19 protein-coding genes are annotated in these 14,564 nt (G+C 64.6%); 13 read left to right on the top strand and 6 right to left on the bottom strand.

Annotated elements, in window-relative coordinates:
* Positions 1 to 55: 55 nt before the first annotated feature.
* On the bottom strand, positions 56 to 352 hold the full coding sequence (locus AC1DSD_RS05655; RefSeq protein WP_478028934.1) for a putative quinol monooxygenase: 297 nt from the start codon (positions 350 to 352) through the stop codon (positions 56 to 58).
* A 347-nt stretch (positions 353 to 699) separates the two neighbouring features.
* Between AC1DSD_RS05655 and AC1DSD_RS05660 the strand changes: the two genes are divergently transcribed.
* The 3 genes from AC1DSD_RS05660 to AC1DSD_RS05670 all read left to right on the top strand — a co-directional run bounded on the left by AC1DSD_RS05660 (position 700) and on the right by AC1DSD_RS05670 (position 3,356).
* On the top strand, positions 700 to 1,494 hold the full coding sequence (locus AC1DSD_RS05660; protein ID WP_478028935.1) for a type 1 glutamine amidotransferase domain-containing protein: 795 nt from the start codon (positions 700 to 702) through the stop codon (positions 1,492 to 1,494).
* Positions 1,495 to 1,634: 140 nt separating this feature from the next.
* Complete coding sequence (locus tag AC1DSD_RS05665; protein ID WP_478028937.1) at positions 1,635 to 2,363, top strand: alpha/beta hydrolase; 729 nt, start codon at positions 1,635 to 1,637, stop codon at positions 2,361 to 2,363.
* 51 nt (positions 2,364 to 2,414) lie between these two features.
* Positions 2,415 to 3,356 carry an MBL fold metallo-hydrolase gene (locus tag AC1DSD_RS05670; RefSeq protein WP_478028939.1) on the top strand — a complete coding sequence of 314 codons (942 nt, stop codon included), beginning with the start codon at positions 2,415 to 2,417 and terminating at the stop codon, positions 3,354 to 3,356.
* A gap of 8 nt (positions 3,357 to 3,364) precedes the next feature.
* Here the strand turns inward: AC1DSD_RS05670 and AC1DSD_RS05675 are convergent, their stop codons facing one another.
* The gene (locus tag AC1DSD_RS05675) at positions 3,365 to 3,721 is read right to left on the bottom strand and encodes a RidA family protein (protein ID WP_478028941.1); all 357 of its coding nucleotides are present in this window, start codon (positions 3,719 to 3,721) and stop codon (positions 3,365 to 3,367) included.
* 32 nt (positions 3,722 to 3,753) lie between these two features.
* Positions 3,754 to 4,659, bottom strand: coding sequence for a dihydrodipicolinate synthase family protein (locus tag AC1DSD_RS05680; RefSeq protein ID WP_478028942.1), 906 nt, complete (start codon positions 4,657 to 4,659; stop codon positions 3,754 to 3,756).
* A gap of 138 nt (positions 4,660 to 4,797) precedes the next feature.
* Between AC1DSD_RS05680 and AC1DSD_RS05685 the strand changes: the two genes are divergently transcribed.
* The 8 genes from AC1DSD_RS05685 to AC1DSD_RS05720 all read left to right on the top strand — a co-directional run bounded on the left by AC1DSD_RS05685 (position 4,798) and on the right by AC1DSD_RS05720 (position 11,974).
* A complete protein-coding gene (locus AC1DSD_RS05685) occupies positions 4,798 to 5,493 on the top strand; it encodes a GntR family transcriptional regulator (RefSeq protein WP_478028944.1) in 696 nt (231 codons plus the stop codon).
* 51 nt (positions 5,494 to 5,544) lie between these two features.
* The gene (locus AC1DSD_RS05690) at positions 5,545 to 6,576 is read left to right on the top strand and encodes a proline racemase family protein (protein WP_478028945.1); all 1,032 of its coding nucleotides are present in this window, start codon (positions 5,545 to 5,547) and stop codon (positions 6,574 to 6,576) included.
* A gap of 255 nt (positions 6,577 to 6,831) precedes the next feature.
* Positions 6,832 to 7,617 carry a pyrroline-5-carboxylate reductase gene (locus tag AC1DSD_RS05695; protein WP_478028947.1) on the top strand — a complete coding sequence of 262 codons (786 nt, stop codon included), beginning with the start codon at positions 6,832 to 6,834 and terminating at the stop codon, positions 7,615 to 7,617.
* Positions 7,617 to 8,342 carry a helix-turn-helix transcriptional regulator gene (locus AC1DSD_RS05700; protein WP_478028949.1) on the top strand — a complete coding sequence of 242 codons (726 nt, stop codon included), beginning with the start codon at positions 7,617 to 7,619 and terminating at the stop codon, positions 8,340 to 8,342. The genes AC1DSD_RS05695 and AC1DSD_RS05700 overlap by 1 nt, the downstream gene beginning before the upstream one ends.
* 255 nt (positions 8,343 to 8,597) lie before the next feature.
* Positions 8,598 to 9,698 carry a pyridoxal phosphate-dependent aminotransferase gene (locus AC1DSD_RS05705; RefSeq protein WP_478028950.1) on the top strand — a complete coding sequence of 367 codons (1,101 nt, stop codon included), beginning with the start codon at positions 8,598 to 8,600 and terminating at the stop codon, positions 9,696 to 9,698.
* Between the two features lie 23 nt (positions 9,699 to 9,721).
* A complete protein-coding gene (locus AC1DSD_RS05710) occupies positions 9,722 to 10,684 on the top strand; it encodes a threonine/serine dehydratase (RefSeq protein ID WP_478028951.1) in 963 nt (320 codons plus the stop codon).
* A gap of 439 nt (positions 10,685 to 11,123) precedes the next feature.
* Positions 11,124 to 11,345, top strand: coding sequence for a DUF2188 domain-containing protein (locus AC1DSD_RS05715; protein WP_478028952.1), 222 nt, complete (start codon positions 11,124 to 11,126; stop codon positions 11,343 to 11,345).
* Positions 11,346 to 11,347: 2 nt separating this feature from the next.
* A complete protein-coding gene (locus AC1DSD_RS05720; protein WP_478028954.1) occupies positions 11,348 to 11,974 on the top strand; it encodes a hypothetical protein in 627 nt (208 codons plus the stop codon).
* A 29-nt stretch (positions 11,975 to 12,003) separates the two neighbouring features.
* Here the strand turns inward: AC1DSD_RS05720 and AC1DSD_RS05725 are convergent, their stop codons facing one another.
* Genes AC1DSD_RS05725 through AC1DSD_RS05735 form a run of 3 tightly spaced genes read right to left on the bottom strand, consistent with a single transcriptional unit; the run spans position 12,004 to position 13,750 of the window.
* Positions 12,004 to 12,765 (bottom strand): ImmA/IrrE family metallo-endopeptidase, encoded by a 762-nt coding sequence (locus AC1DSD_RS05725; RefSeq protein WP_478028955.1) that lies wholly within the window; start codon positions 12,763 to 12,765, stop codon positions 12,004 to 12,006.
* Positions 12,762 to 13,187, bottom strand: coding sequence for a hypothetical protein (locus AC1DSD_RS05730; protein ID WP_478028956.1), 426 nt, complete (start codon positions 13,185 to 13,187; stop codon positions 12,762 to 12,764). Before AC1DSD_RS05730 ends, AC1DSD_RS05725 begins: the two co-directional genes overlap by 4 nt.
* Positions 13,184 to 13,750 carry a hypothetical protein gene (locus AC1DSD_RS05735; RefSeq protein WP_478028958.1) on the bottom strand — a complete coding sequence of 189 codons (567 nt, stop codon included), beginning with the start codon at positions 13,748 to 13,750 and terminating at the stop codon, positions 13,184 to 13,186. Before AC1DSD_RS05735 ends, AC1DSD_RS05730 begins: the two co-directional genes overlap by 4 nt.
* Positions 13,751 to 13,940: 190 nt before the next feature.
* Here AC1DSD_RS05735 and AC1DSD_RS05740 point away from each other — a divergent pair, with 190 nt between their 5' ends.
* The gene (locus AC1DSD_RS05740) at positions 13,941 to 14,162 is read left to right on the top strand and encodes a DUF2188 domain-containing protein (protein ID WP_277317520.1); all 222 of its coding nucleotides are present in this window, start codon (positions 13,941 to 13,943) and stop codon (positions 14,160 to 14,162) included.
* Between the two features lie 50 nt (positions 14,163 to 14,212).
* Positions 14,213 to 14,419 carry a hypothetical protein gene (locus AC1DSD_RS05745; protein WP_478028960.1) on the top strand — a complete coding sequence of 69 codons (207 nt, stop codon included), beginning with the start codon at positions 14,213 to 14,215 and terminating at the stop codon, positions 14,417 to 14,419.
* The last annotated feature ends 145 nt before the right edge of the window (positions 14,420 to 14,564 follow it).

A 14,564-nucleotide genomic window follows, 5' to 3' on the forward strand; every position in this document is an offset into this window, starting at 1 on the left:
TTCGTTCCTTTCGATTGATCTTCCTGCCGATCGTCTCGAATTTCCGCCCTCCGCCTCAGGCAACCGCGACCGCCTGAAGGCTCAAGGCCCGGCGCTCGGCCAGCGCGCCGATATTTGCGCGGTAGTGCTGAAAATGCGGAGACGCCTGATGCGCCGCGGCTGCATCAGCATCGACATAGAGTTCGTCGATCACGAAGAGGCCGGGCTGGGACGGATCGGTCCAAAGGTCGTAGCGCAGATTGCCCGGTTCCGACCGGCTGGGCCCGATCAACCCTTCAACCAGGCTGCGCAATTCGGCTTCCTTGCCCGGATGCGCCGTCAAGATGCCCACGGTCTTCACATTGCTGGTCATCTCGGTTCTCGCCCTACAGCCGGTCCTCGTTGCGAAGCACCTTCTCGGCGGAACGCTGCCTAGACCAGTACGCCGCGCCGGCGGGGTTAAACGCGGTAAAACGCGGTCAGGCTTGGCTCGACGCCGACGCTATTGCCGGTCGGCGGGGCCGGAGAAGTAAGCGAGGGTCAATTTCGGACAGAGTCCGATCGCCGGGCGATTGATCTCGGGCGCGTCCAGCCCGGCCATGTTGTGGGGCCACGTTTTCGCTTAACCCAAACTTACCGCAATTCACGACCGAGACCGACGCCGCGAGCGTATCAGATGCGTGGCTGCAGCTTCCGCAGATCACCGCAACGGAGGGCGTCGTGAGTAAAGGAAAGGTCGTCGTCATCGGCTCGAATGCAACGCGCATCGAGACCAGGGGTGGCTATTGGGGCGCTACCGGCCAGTATCTCAATGAAACGGTCGTGCCGGTGATGGCGCTCATCGATGCCGGCTATGAGGTCGTGCTCGCCACGCCGAATGGCGCGCCGCCGACGATCGACAAGGCCTCGGATGCGCCGGCGCATTTCGGTGGCGACGTGCACGCTTATGAGCACGCCAAGGTCTTTTACGCCACTGACCCGTCGATGCAGGGGCGCACGCTGCGTTCGATCCTCGACGAGGGCCTGGACAGCTATGATGGGGTCTTCATTCCCGGCGGCCAGGCACCGATCGTCGACCTGATGCAAGACCAGGAGGTCGGCGAAATCCTGCGTCACTTCCAGGAGCATCAGAAGCCGACCGCGATGCTGTGCCACGGACCGATCTCGTCGAGTGCGGCCATGCCCTATGCACGCGAGTTCCGCGCCGCGCTGATCGCCGGCGATCCGGAGAAGGCCAAGGAATGGGCCCGGGACTGGCAATATGCCGGCTACCGGATGACGGTCTTTCAGAAGAGCGAGGAGAAAGTGATCGAGGACACGATCCTCCACGCCAAGATCTATTTCGACATGCCGTACGCGCTCGGCCTGGCGGGCGCCATCGTCGATACCGGGCCGGACTTCGAGCCCTATGTCATCGAAGATCGCGAGCTGATCACCGGCCAGAACCCGCGTTCGGATCATCCGATTGCCACGGCCCTTATCGCCGCCCTGGATCGCAAGCTCGGTCACGCCTGACGGCGGATCGGACTCGATCCCAACCCGGTCCTGCGCGCTTCCTGCCCCGGCATTTCCCGGGGCACCCCGGGCCGGAAGCGCGACCCGTTCAACCTGGAGTGACGTCAGTGAAACATCTTATCGCAGGAGTGCTTCTCGCCATGGCTACCACCGCTTCCGCCGCCGCTCAGGCCCGCGCGCCCGACAAGCCCGTTTCGATCGTCCTGGTGCACGGCGCGTTTGTCGATGCCTCGGGCTGGAAGTCGGTCTACGACATCCTGACCAAGGACGGTTATGAAGTGCTGGTCGTCCAGAACCCGACCGTCACCCTCGATGGCGATGTCGAGGCGACGCGTCAGGTGATCGCGAAGGCGACCAAGCCGGTCCTGCTGGTCGGCCACAGCTATGGCGGCGCGGTCATCACCGAAGCCGGCGCCGATCCCAAGGTAAAGAGCCTCGCTTATATCGCGGCGCTTGCGCCCGATGTCGGGGAGTCGGTGTTCGAACTCGCGACGCGGCCGGTCCCCGGCGAGTCCGGACCGCCGCTGCTGCCGCCGGCCGACGGGTTCATCATCGTCGATCCCGTAAAGTTCCCGACCGCCTTTGCCCAGGATGTCGATATCTCGATCACCGGCTTCATGGCGGTGGCGCAGGTTCCCTGGGGCGTCGGCGCGGTGCAGACAAAGCTCACCTCCGCGGCGTGGAAGGACAAACCGGTTCGCTGGATGCTGACCACGCAGGACCACATGGTCTCGCCGACCACCCAGCGCTTCATGGCGACCCGCGCCAAGGCCAAGCTGACCGTGATCAACAGCAGTCACGCCGTGATGCTTTCCCACCCCAAGGACGTCGCCGCCTTCATCGAGGCCGCGGCCGCCGACGCTAACTAGCCGCAACGTCCCGGGCGGCGGCGCGCGCCGGCCGCCCGGAAACGTCGGAAAATGATCGGGTTATCAATTAAGGAACGCCGTTCGATGGTTGATGCTCCGCACACGCCGACCGCATTGACACGCCGCCAGGCAATCGTCCTGGGCGGTGGTGCGCTACTTGCCTCGACCACACTTCTTGCCAGCGGGCCGGCCTCTGTCGCTGGTGAGCGTTCATCACGCAGCGCGAGCCTGACCCAGGTGCGTAATGCGACCTTGCAGATCGACTATGGCGGCGTCCGCTTCCTTGTCGACCCGTTGCTGGGAGACAAAGACGCCTATCCCGGCTTCGAGGGAACGGCGAACAGCCAGCGGCGCAACCCGCTGGTGCCGCTGCCCATGCCGCTCGCCTCGATCGTCGATGTGGATGCCGTCATCGTGACGCACCTGCATCCCGACCATTGGGACGAAGCGGCGAAGGCCAAGCTGAACAAGTCGCGGCCGATCTTCGCGCAGAATGTCGCGGACGCCGCCCAGCTCCGATCGGCCGGCTTCTCCGACGTGCGGCTGCTGGGCGAAAACACCGAGTTTCAGGGAGTGCGCCTGTCCCGTACCGGCGGCCAGCATGGCACCGACGCGGCACTGAAGGCGCTGCCGCAGATCCTCGGCCCGGTCAGCGGCTTCGTCATGCGCCATCCCGCGCACAAGACGCTCTATGTCGCCGGCGACACGATCTGGAATGCCGAGGTCGAGCGCGCCATTGCCCGCTACTCCCCGGACGTGATCGTAGTGAACGCGGGCATGGCGACGGTGATCGGATTGGACCCGATCATCATGGGTCCCACCGACGTCCTCGCCGTGCATCGTGCCGCGCCGAACGCCACGCTGATCGCCAGCCACATGGAAGCGGTCAACCATTGCATCCTCAGTCGAGCCGACCTGCGTGCCTTCTCGAAGCGCGATGGCTACGACCAGCGCCTGCTCATCCCCGCGGACGGTGAAACGCTAGCGATCTAGAACGCGTTCTATAAGCCCGCCGCGATCACGCTGATCTCCACCGCATATTCCGGCCCGGTCAGCCGCGCCTCGACCGTCGCACGCGCCGGCATGCCGTCGCGCGACACCCACGCATCCCACACCGTGTTCATCTCGGCGAAGCCGGCGATGTCGGCCAGATAGATGGTCGCGCTCAGGATGCGGCTCTTGTCGCTGCCGGCTTCGGCCAGCAGGCTGTCGATCGTGCGCAGGATCTCGGCGGTCTGCTCGGCGACGCTGTTGCCGGCATTCTCCTCGGCGACCTGGCCGGCGGTGAAGATCAGGCCGTTATACGCCACCATCTGGTTCATGCGGGCGGTCGGGTGCCAGCGTTTGATCTCGGTCATGCGATTGTCCTTCGATAGGGATGATGGTGGGCTCAGGCCCAGGCGGAGCCGGCGAGCTGATCCATCGCCCCGCGGATCGTGTCAACGACGAAGCTCCGCTCCTCGTCGACCAGCGAGAGGCGCGGCGAGCGGGTCCATTCGGGCGCGCCATAGACGAGGTTCTCGGCCAGCTTGATATACTGGACCAGCTTGACGTGCGTATCGAGATGGAAGCTCGGCGTGAGCATCCGGTAGAGCTCGCGCGCCTTGGCGAATTGCTCGGCGCGACACAGTTCGAACAAGGCGACGCATTGCTTGGGCCAGACATTGGTCATGCCCGACACCCAGCCAGTCGTGCCCAGCGCCATGCTCTCGACGATCAGATCGTCCACCCCGCAGAACACGCTGAACCGGTCGCCCAGCGCCACGCGCAAATCTGTCACGCGGCGGATGTCGCCGCTCTCTTCCTTGACGCAGACGATCTCGGGCACGTCGGCGAGCGTCTCGAGCACCGCCGGGGTGACGTCGACGCCATAAGCGATCGGGTTGTTGTAGATCATGATCGGCAAGTCCGACGCGCCCGCCACGCCGCGATACCATTCGGCGGTTTCGCGCGGATCGCTCTTATAGCCCAGGCTGGGAAAGACCATCAGACCTTGCGCACCCCAGGATTTGTAGAGCTTCGCATTGGCGCGCGCGGTGTCGAGCGTGATCTCGGCAAGGCCGGAGAGAACGGGGACGCGCCCGCCGACGATTTCGACCGCGGCGCGGATGACGGTCTCGCGTTCGGCGAGAGTCAGCGAGGCATTCTCGCCGAGCATCGGGAGGACGATGATTCCCGACACGCCGTTGGTCACCAGCCGCTCAATACTTGCACGAATCGCGTCTAAATCGAGCTCGCCCGATTGCGTCATTTTCGTCGTCACCGCCGGGAAAACGCCCGTCCAAGCCTCAGTCATGCCATTTTTCTCCGTCAATAATTGTATTGGATACATATAAAATACAAACTAGGATGTCGATAGCGTTTGCCGCAGGGGCTCGATTTCGGCACATCGACCCCATGAGCGGCGGCGTTTCGCCGGGACAAAGGACAGGGCATGACATTGCTGGAATCGCCATCGGAGCGGCATGAGATCGAACGGCGGAGCCTCCCCGCGGACATTCGCGAATCGCTGCAGGAGCGGATCCTGAGTGGCGAGTTCCGCGACGGCGAGGCCTTGGTCCAGGACGTGCTTGCCGAGGAATATGGCGTCAGCCGGATGCCGGTGCGCGAGGCGCTGAGGCAATTGGAGGCGTGCGGGCTGGTCTCGATGCAGACCCACCGGGGCGCCGTCATCACCTCGATCCCGACCGAGCAGGTGGAAGAATTGTTCGAACTCCGCGCCTTACTCGAAGCCGATATGCTGGTGCGCGCGATCTGGCGGATGACGGACAGCGACATTGCGGAGGCGCGGGACGTCCTGGGCGCGCTCGAGCAATCCTATCGGCGCGGCGACATGGCGAGTTGGGGACGGCTCAATTGGGCCTTTCATCGCCAGCTCTACCTCCCCGCCGGGCGGCCGCAGACCCTGGCCGTCCTCCACGGCATCAACCTCCGCGTCGAACGCTATATCCGCCTGCATCTGTTGGTGACCGACGGCCTCGACACGGCCGAGCGCGAGCATCGCGAGATCCTGCGCCTTTGCGCGCTGCGCGACGCCGAAGCGGCGGTCGCGTTCCTCAAACTGCACATTCTCGACGCCGGGCGGACCCTCGTCATGGCCCTGCGCCAGGCCAGGGCCGCGGAGCACTAAAAGCGCGGTGTCGTAAAAATTGTATCCAATATCCAATCGGGAAGCTGAGTTATGCGCTTGCAACACCTCATCACGGTCGTCGGCGCGCACGCCGAAGGAGAAGTCGGCCGCGTCATCACCGGCGGCGTCATCGCCCCGCGCGCATCCTCAATGTTCGAGCAACAACAAGCACTTATCCGCGATCAGGACTGGCTGCGCGGCATGCTGCTGTCCGATCCGCGCGGGGGCGTGAACGCCGCGGTCAACCTCGTCACCCCGCCGATCGCGCCCGAGGCCGATATCGGCCTGATCGTCATCGAATCGGACTATTATCCTGCAATGTCAGGGTCTAACCTGATGTGCACGGTCACCGCCGTACTCGAAACCGGAATGGTGCCAATATTAGCACCAATCACGCACCTAATCGTCGATACGCCGGCCGGATTGGTCCATGTCGAAGCTGAATGCGACAACGGCAAATGCCGCCGGGTATCGTTCAAAAACGTTCCCGCCTTCGTCATGCATCGCGACGCCGCGGTCGAAGTGCCGGGGCTCGGCACGGTCACGGTCGATGTTTCCTATGGCGGCATGATCTATGTGATCGTCGATGCGGAGAAGCTCGGCTTCACCCTGGCACGCGATGAAGCACGCGCGCTGGTCGAAATGGGCGAGCGGATCAAGCTCGCCGCGGCCGAGCAATTGCCCTCGGTCCATCCGGAGAATCCGGGAATCCACACGATCAACCAGACCTTGTTCGCCGGGCCGTTGGCCGAGCGCGACGGGGTCAAGACCGCGAAGAACGCCGTGGTCGTTTCGCCCGGCCGGATCGATCGCAGCCCGTGCGGCACCGGCAGTTCGGCGCGGATGGCGCTGATGCACGCGCGCGGCGACCTCGCGGTCGGCGAGCGGTTCGTTCACACCTCGATCCTCGATACCGAATTCCTCTGCGAGATCGAGGGGGAAACTACTGTTGGCGGTACGCCCGGGGTGGTGACGAGAGTCGCGGGGCGGGCGTGGCTGACCGGCGTTTCCTATTATGGCAGCGATCCCGATGATCCTTTCCCGCACGGTTATCGCCTCAACGATACGTGGCTGGCTTGTTAAGCTCTATCTGCGTGCAAGCTAACTCCCCTCCCTGCAAGGGAGGGGTTGGGGGTGGGTGCGCGCGTCTGCGCGCCAAAAAGACTCGCTAGCTACTTGCCAAAACAGCATCGGACGAGGCTTCGAGCCTCGCCCGATGCTACACCCACCCCTAGCCCCTCCCTTTCAGGGAGGGGGAGCTGATGCCACGCCGCGGACCATCGACACGACAATAATTGTACTGTAGTAAACATTAGAACAATCGTTGAGAGGTGATAGGTGGTCGGAACATTAGGCTTCGTCGGTACGGGTACGATCGCGGCGGCGATGATCGAGGGGCTGGCGCTCTCCGGCAACGAACCGATCGTCGTCTCGCCGCGCAACGCCGATATCGCCGCCGGCCTCGCCGCGCGCTTCCCCAACGTGACGATCGCCACCGATAATCAGGCGGTGGTCGATGCCAGCGACATGGTGGTCCTGTCGGTCCGCCCGCAAATCGCCGACGAAGTACTGCGGCCGCTCGCCTTCCGCTCCGACCAGCACATCCTCAGCCTGATCGCGACCATCTCGCTCGACTATCTCCACGAGGTCACCGCGCCGGCCGCGACGGTGACGCGGGCGGTGCCGCTGCCGCCCGTGGCGCGCGGGCAGGGGCCGACCGCGGTCTTTCCGCCCAACGCGCAAGTGAAGGCGCTCTACGACCGGCTCGGTATCGCGATCGAGCTTGGCGAGGAAAGCGAGTTCGACGTGTTCAGCGCCGCAACCGCGACGATGAGCAGCTATTTCGCCTTCGCGCGAACGGTGACGTCGTGGATGGAAGCGAACGGCGTCGAGGCTGCCAAGGCGCACGCCTTCATGGCCCAGATGCTCGAAGGTCTCGGCAGTGCCTCGCCCGCCGCGCCTGAGCGGAGTTTCGCGCAACTCGCCGACGAATATCAGACGCGCGGCGGGATCAACGAGCAAGTGTTCCGCGCGATCACCCGCGACGGCGTGCTGCCCGATCTCGATACTGCGCTCGACGGCGTTCTCGCGCGGCTGCGCGCCGGGCGCGGGATCAAGGACTGATGCGGTCGGCCCACGACCTGATCGGCGAGGTGATCGGGGCGATCGGCGCGCCGGATTTCCTAGCCGTGGCGGCGGACAGCGTGCGGCGCTTTGCCGGCTTCGACCTCGCCGCGATCGTCCTGCACCCCGATAGTGACCGACCGCGCGTGCTGTTCGACGATTTCGACCGGATCGGGCGGCGCGAGGCGATCGAGACCTATGCGCGGGTCACGCATCGCATCAACCCGATGCTGGCGCGGCCTGGCGTGGTGCGCGCGCGCGATTTCGCCGGCACCGCACCCGATCGCATCGCGGCGCTGCGGCCCTGGCTGGTGCCGGCACCCGAGGAGGAATTGGGGTTCCGCACCGCCGGCTGGCCCGAGCGGCAGGAGGAGCTTGGACTTCATCTGCGCGGCTGGGGCGGGACGATCGAACTCGGCCTCTATCGAGAGCGCGGGCGCCATGCGGCACCGGCCGCGACGTTGCGCGCGCTCGACGCCGCCGCGACGCCGATCGCTGCGGCGTTCGAGCGCCATCGCGTGCTGACTGGAGAGGGTGCCACGCTCCGCACGTGTCTCTCGCCGCGCGAGAATCAGGTGTGCGATTTGCTGCTGCTCGGCTGTTCGAGCGACGCCATCGCGCTCAGGCTCGGGATCAGCCGACATACGGTCAAGGATCATCGCAAGCAGATTTTCCGCAAGCTGGGTATAGCGTCGCTCGCGGAGTTGTTCGCGTCGGTTCACTAGCAGCTACTCTCCCCTCCCTTTCAGGGAGGGGATTAAGGGGTGGGTGTAGCATCGGGCGAGGCTCGATGCCTCGACCGATGCTGTTTTGGCGATCGGCCGCTGAGTCTTCTTGGGCGCGCAGACGCGCGCACCCACCCCCAACCCCTCCCTGCGAGCAGGGAGGGGAGCATTTATCCCCCTCTCAAGAGGGATGGCGCCGCGGCGCCGATCCGGCACAATCGCGCGTGCCCGCACGGGGCCAGGAAAGGGAAGACGATGCGTTACGTCCGGATGCCGATCGAGGTCGAATCGCCCGAGGAATATGGGTACGGCAACATCCGCAACAATCTGTCCGAGAGCTCGATCGTCGATCAGTCGATCGGCAGCCTGGGCCTGACCGTCCCCAATCTGACCCTGCTGTACGGCGAGCATCGCGGCAGCGAGCGGTTGCGCTCGCTGATCATCGAGAAGACGCCGGGCCTTGCGGTCGACGACGTACTGATCTGCGGCGGTGCGGCGGGCGCGCTGTTCATCATCGCCACCGCCTTGCTGGGCAAGGACGATCATCTCGTCGTCGTGCGTCCCAATTACGCGACCAATATCGAAACGCCGCGCGCGATCGGCTGCCAGATCGGCTTCGTCGATCTCGAGTTCGACAACGGCTTCGCGCTCGACCTCGACACAATCGCCGCGGCGATCACCCCCGCGACCAAGCTGATCAGCGTCACTTGCCCGCACAACCCGACCGGCGTGATGATGAGCGAGGCCGAACTCACCGCGCTGGTCGCGCTGGCGGCAGAGCGTAATTGCCTGCTGCTGGTCGACGAGACCTATCGGGACCTCGCGATCACCACCAGGCTGCCGATCGCGGCGTCGCTCGGCGACCACGTGATCAGCGTCGCGTCCTTGTCCAAGGCGTTCGGCGTGCCCGGCATCCGCGTCGGCTGGATGATCAATACCGATCCCGCGCTGATGGAAATATTCCTCGCCGCCAAGGAGCAGATCAGTATCTGCGGCAGCGTGATCAACGAGTGGGTCGCCGAGGAAATCCTCGCCAGGCGCGACGCCTTCCTGGCCCCGACGCTCGCCGAATGGCGCCGCCGGCTCGACCGCGTCGCCGCGTGGATGGCGGGTGAGGAATTGCTCGAATGGGTGCGTCCGTCGGGTGGCGTGGTGTGCTTCCCGCGGATGAAGGCCGACCCGCCGGGCGGCACCGACGCTTTCTATCGCCGCCTGCTCCAGGATCATGGCACCTATGTCGGCCCGGGCCATTGGTTCGAGATGTCCGACCGCTATTTCCGCGTCGGCTATGCCTGGCCGACCGCCGACCAGCTCGAGGCCGGGCTCGTCGGTATTTCCGCCGCGCTGCGCGGCTGACCCTCCCAGTCCAAGGATCCAACATGACCGCCCTGATCGACCGCATCCGTGACGCTCATGTCGCGATCCGTCCGCACGTCCTGGTCTCGCCGCTCCAGCGCAGCGACGCGCTGTCGGATGCGCTTGGGTGCGACCTCTGGCTCAAATGCGACCATCTCCAGCCGACCGGGTCGTTCAAGCTGCGCGGCGCGACCAACAAGGTGCGGCTGCTCGCGCCCGATCATGAAGAGGTGTTCACCGCCTCGACCGGCAATCACGGCCGTGCGGTCGCGCATGCCGCCGCCGCGTTCGGGATCGGCGCCACCGTCTATGTCAACGACAGCGCACCGCAGATGAAGCTCGACGCGATCCGCGCGCTGGGCGCCAAATTGGTGACGGTCGAGGGCAATTCGCTCAACGGCGAGTTGCAGGCGCGCGCCGAGGCCGAGCGGCGCGGTGTGCCGTACATCCCGCCGTATAACGATTACGACACGATGGGCGGGCAGGGGACGATGGGGCTCGAACTGATCGAGCAGGCGAACGATCTCGACGCGGTGTTCATCTGCACGGGTGGCGGCGGTCTGACCGGCGGCGTGGGGACGGTGTTCAAGGCGCTGTCGCCCAGGACGCGGATCGTCGCGGTGTCGCCGGCGGCCTCGACTTGCATGCTCGACTCGCTCGACGCTGGCGAGATCGTCGAGACGCCGGAAAGCCCGACTTTGTCCGATGGGTCGGCGGGCGCGATCGAGCCGGGATCGGTGACGTTCGAAATCTGTCGGCAAGTGATCGACGAGACGATCCGGGTCAGCGAGCTCGAAATCGCTCGGGCGATGCGGCGGCTCGCCGAGAGCGATCGCTGGATGGTCGAGGGTGCTGCGGGGGCCGCGCTGGCTGGGCTCGTTCAGGTCGCCGATCGCTATCGCGGCAAGAAGGTCGCGGTGGTGCTGTGCGGGCGGAACGTCGCGCTGGATACGTATCTGGACGCGCTGGAGATGGGGCGAGGCTGACGATGGCCCGCATGCCCATTCACCGCATTACTAGCCGGGCCGTGGACTCATAAAGCGGTCTGTCGGCAAGCGACCCACTTGCGGTCGTTCGATCGTCGCCAAAAGGAATGGCGGGAAGTGGGCCGGGAGCGGACTGGCAACTTTTTGTTGGCAGACGATGTAAGCGGACATTGTAAGCGGACATTCGGCTAGGTCGCTTTAGCAGGCGGCAAGACTCAGGTCCGGGCCCGCGAGACGCCCTCGTCCTTCCCAGATCGAACGATTTAGCTTCCAGTTTGGACCTGGCCTGATAGCCGCACGGAAAGACCGAGATGAGGTCCTGATGACTGCGCCCGCGACCTGGATCGGCTGGATCTCCAGTGCGGCACGAGGTTACCATCGTCCTGCTGGCGAAAACGCCGAGCTTTGCTTATATCCGGCCCAAGGAGAAACACGAATCATGGCAAAGGGTCAGCACGTCGTCCCTAATGCGGGTGGTTGGGGAGTGAAGAAGGCGGGCGCCTCGCGTGCGTCCAGCGTTCACACGACGCAAGCCGACGCGATCGCGGCAGCCACGCGGATTGCGCGCAATCAGAAGACCGAACTCTACATTCACGGCCGCGACGGGCGAATCCGTGAGCGCAACTCCTACGGTAGCGATCCCCATCCGCCCAAGGGCTGATCGTGCCGCCGCCCTTCGAGCGGTCGGTCTTTGTCAACTGCCCTTTCGACGACGACTTCGCTCCGATCTTGCAAGCGATCGCCTTCTGCGTCACCGACTTGGGTTTCTATCCCCGACTCGCCCCTGAAAATGCGGATAATGCTGCCAATCGGCTTGATCGCATCCTAGAGCTCGTCCGTGGATCGAAATACGGTATCCATGACCTGAGCCGCTGCAAATCAACGGCAGCTAATGAATATGCGCGACTGAACATGCCGTTCGAGCTCGGTATCGATCACGGATGCCGGAAGTTCGGCGCAGGTCACCTCACAGGCAAGGCAATCCTTATCCTCGAAGAGACGCGATACGATTATCAGAAAGGCCTGTCCGATATCGCCGGATGGGACATCCACCCGCATGGTGGCGACTACATCGAGGCAGTGCGGAGTGTCCGGACCTGGCTCGTACGGCAGGCCGGGGCAGGCGCCGTTGGCGCATCCCGTATCCTTGGGAATTACGCCGCCTTCCAGGAATGGTATTGGGAGCGCGAACTGGCGCTAGGCGCCTCGGACGACGACATCAGAGCCTATCCAACCGTTCAAATGGTGGAGGCGATGCGCGAATGGGTCGATGCCGGCCGACCTGTCTAATACCGGCACGAGTTTCCGCTATCGCTGGCTTAGCCTAGCATGCCAGAATCCGTAAGTGTCAGCAAAGTCAGGATTTCTCCGCCATGCACCTTAACCGACTGCTCGGTAAGGCGGAAGCTCCCTGCATCCCGCCGATCGAACCAAGTATCCGCGCCTATGACCTGCGGACGCGAGCGCTCGGTATCTCCGAAAAGCACTGCAAACGCCGATGATGAAGCGTCTAGATCTTCGCGCGGAAACCAATGGTCGGGGACACTGGAGCTCCGCTTAAACCACCGTCGCCCGCCCTTCCCGTGGCAGACCAGCACGACCGGCCATCCCGCCGAGTCGAGGCAACGTAGCGCGGTAGCCAGCCGACTTGTCGCATAATCGCTGGCGAGCGCGTCAACCGCCTCGAAGCTGGGCCGACGGTGCGCCGCGAGTGAGGGCAGGAATAGATAACGAGGCATGACCAGATCGGCGGCGAAGCGGTCGGCTTGGCGCTCAAGCTGGCTGGCTGAGCCGGGATTGCCGATCTCGCTCGACCGGCATACCGAAGAGCGACCGCGATGGTGGGTCCAATGCCCAAGCTCGTGCGCGATCGAGAACCGCCGGCGGCGTGGATCACCGCCCTGCTGGACGGTGATAATCGCACGGTCACCGTAGCCAATGATACGCGCCTCACAGCTTTCGAGCACGGCATCGCGCACCTTGACTCCGACTGACCATGCAATCGCCTCTAGGTCGATGTCGGCGGGACGAGTGACGCCCAGCGAACGCAGCAAGGCTTCCGCTGCGCTGTCACCCGTCATAGAGGATTGCCCTCATCGTCGATCGCGCCAAGCTCCCGCAGATCGTCGAGGATCGCGTCCATCTCCTTCTCGCTGACACCCTCGCCCTTGCGCGCAGCCATGGTTAGGCGGCTTTTGAGCTTCGGATCGTCATTGGCAAAGCGCGCGAGCACCGCGTCGCGCCGGTCGACACGGAGCGGCGGACGCACCACCCGCGCTTTGCGGTCGCGACTGACGGCCGTTCTCGCGGCGACGAGCCGTGCCTGGCCGGCAAGCGCAACGCCACCGGCGATCGCGCTCCGCGCGGCCGCCGCTTCAGCCTCGACATCCAAACTATCGGCGGCCAGCTCAGCGAGCAGCTCGGCATCGCTGAGGTTCATCAGATCGTCGGCCAGTTCGTCGAGTAGTCGGTGGAGCGCAGGATCGGGCTTGTCGCCGCTCACGCAGTCCACCCGGCTGGATACCTCCCATTGATCGCCCGGCGCATGCGGCGTCGAATGGTGGCATAGGCCTTATCGTCCAGGTCGTTCATGGTCATGACCTCCTCCTTCGAGTAAAATTCTAGGTCGCACATCAGCATCAGCAGGGCCTGCTCGTCGTTCGCGAACAACGCTTCGAGAGCCGCGATCCGCTCCGACATGTCCTCAGCGGCCAACAGACGCATTTCAGCGTCGGGATCAGGATCGACGGGAACGACAAGCCGCCGCCCGTCGGTACCGGTGGCATCGAGCGAGGCCGTCGCCTTGACGCGACCCGCGGCACCGCGCGCCGCCGAGGCGATGCTGCGCATCGCTCCGATCAGAAACGGCACCAGCGCCATCGCCCGCGGGCAGATCCGCGCGCCGGAAAGTGTCGCAGCAACGGCCTCGCCGATCAGGTCATCAGCCTCGCACGCGAGCCCGAAGGCGTAAATACGGCCAGCGCGGCGCAAACGAGCGAGATCGATGGCGGCGAGACCATCGAGTGCCGCGCGGATTTCGTCAGGGTCGAATGCGTCGCGGTTCACGTCACTCCCAAGAACTGCCTTGGGAGGTAGGCTGACTCTGTGCGCCGCCTCGGACAAGCAGATAAAATATTTTTTTGATGTCCGCGAGCGTCGCCGCGCTCGGCCTACTCCCACGAACGCCAATCATGGGGTTCGGGAGCGGTGTCGCAAGCCGACTTACCCGACAGCGCGGGGAAGGAGGAAGACGAACATGGGCAAGAACCAACACGTGGTGCCGCACGAAGGCGGCTGGGCGGTTCGCGGAGCGGGCAACGAGCGCGCGACGTCGGTGCATGAGACGCAGGCTGCCGCAATCGAGGCGGCGCGCGGCATCGCGCAAAATCAGCACAGCGAGCTGCTGATCCATGGCCGCAATGGCCAGATCCGCGAGCGCGACAGCTTTGGCGGCGATCCCTTCCCGCCGCGCGGCTGAACCACCCCGGGGCCGCGMAACCGCGCGGCCCCAACCACAAGGAGTGCATTATGGCAAAAAGCAGTGGCTCGTTCCGCAGCGCGATTAGCGGACGCTTTGTAACGACGAAACACGGCAAGGCATCGCCGCGCACGACTGTGCTCGAGCAGTCAGGCGGCGGTAGCACGGGCGGCACCTACCGCAGCGCAATCAGCGGCCGGTTCGTGACGACCGCGCACGGCAAGCGCAGCCCTAACACCACGATCAAGGACAGTTGAAGGAAGGCGGTCGGCAGCGGCCGCCTTTCTATCACCCACGAATCCTCGCCTTACCGCTGGCAGCTTTTAGGAACGCCGGAAGTGGCCGTGAACGGCGACAATTAGGGCGCGTAGCGGCCAGGGCTAAACGTCGCTATTATAATGA

This window comes from Sphingomonas sp. P4_D12 (assembly GCF_056401895.1).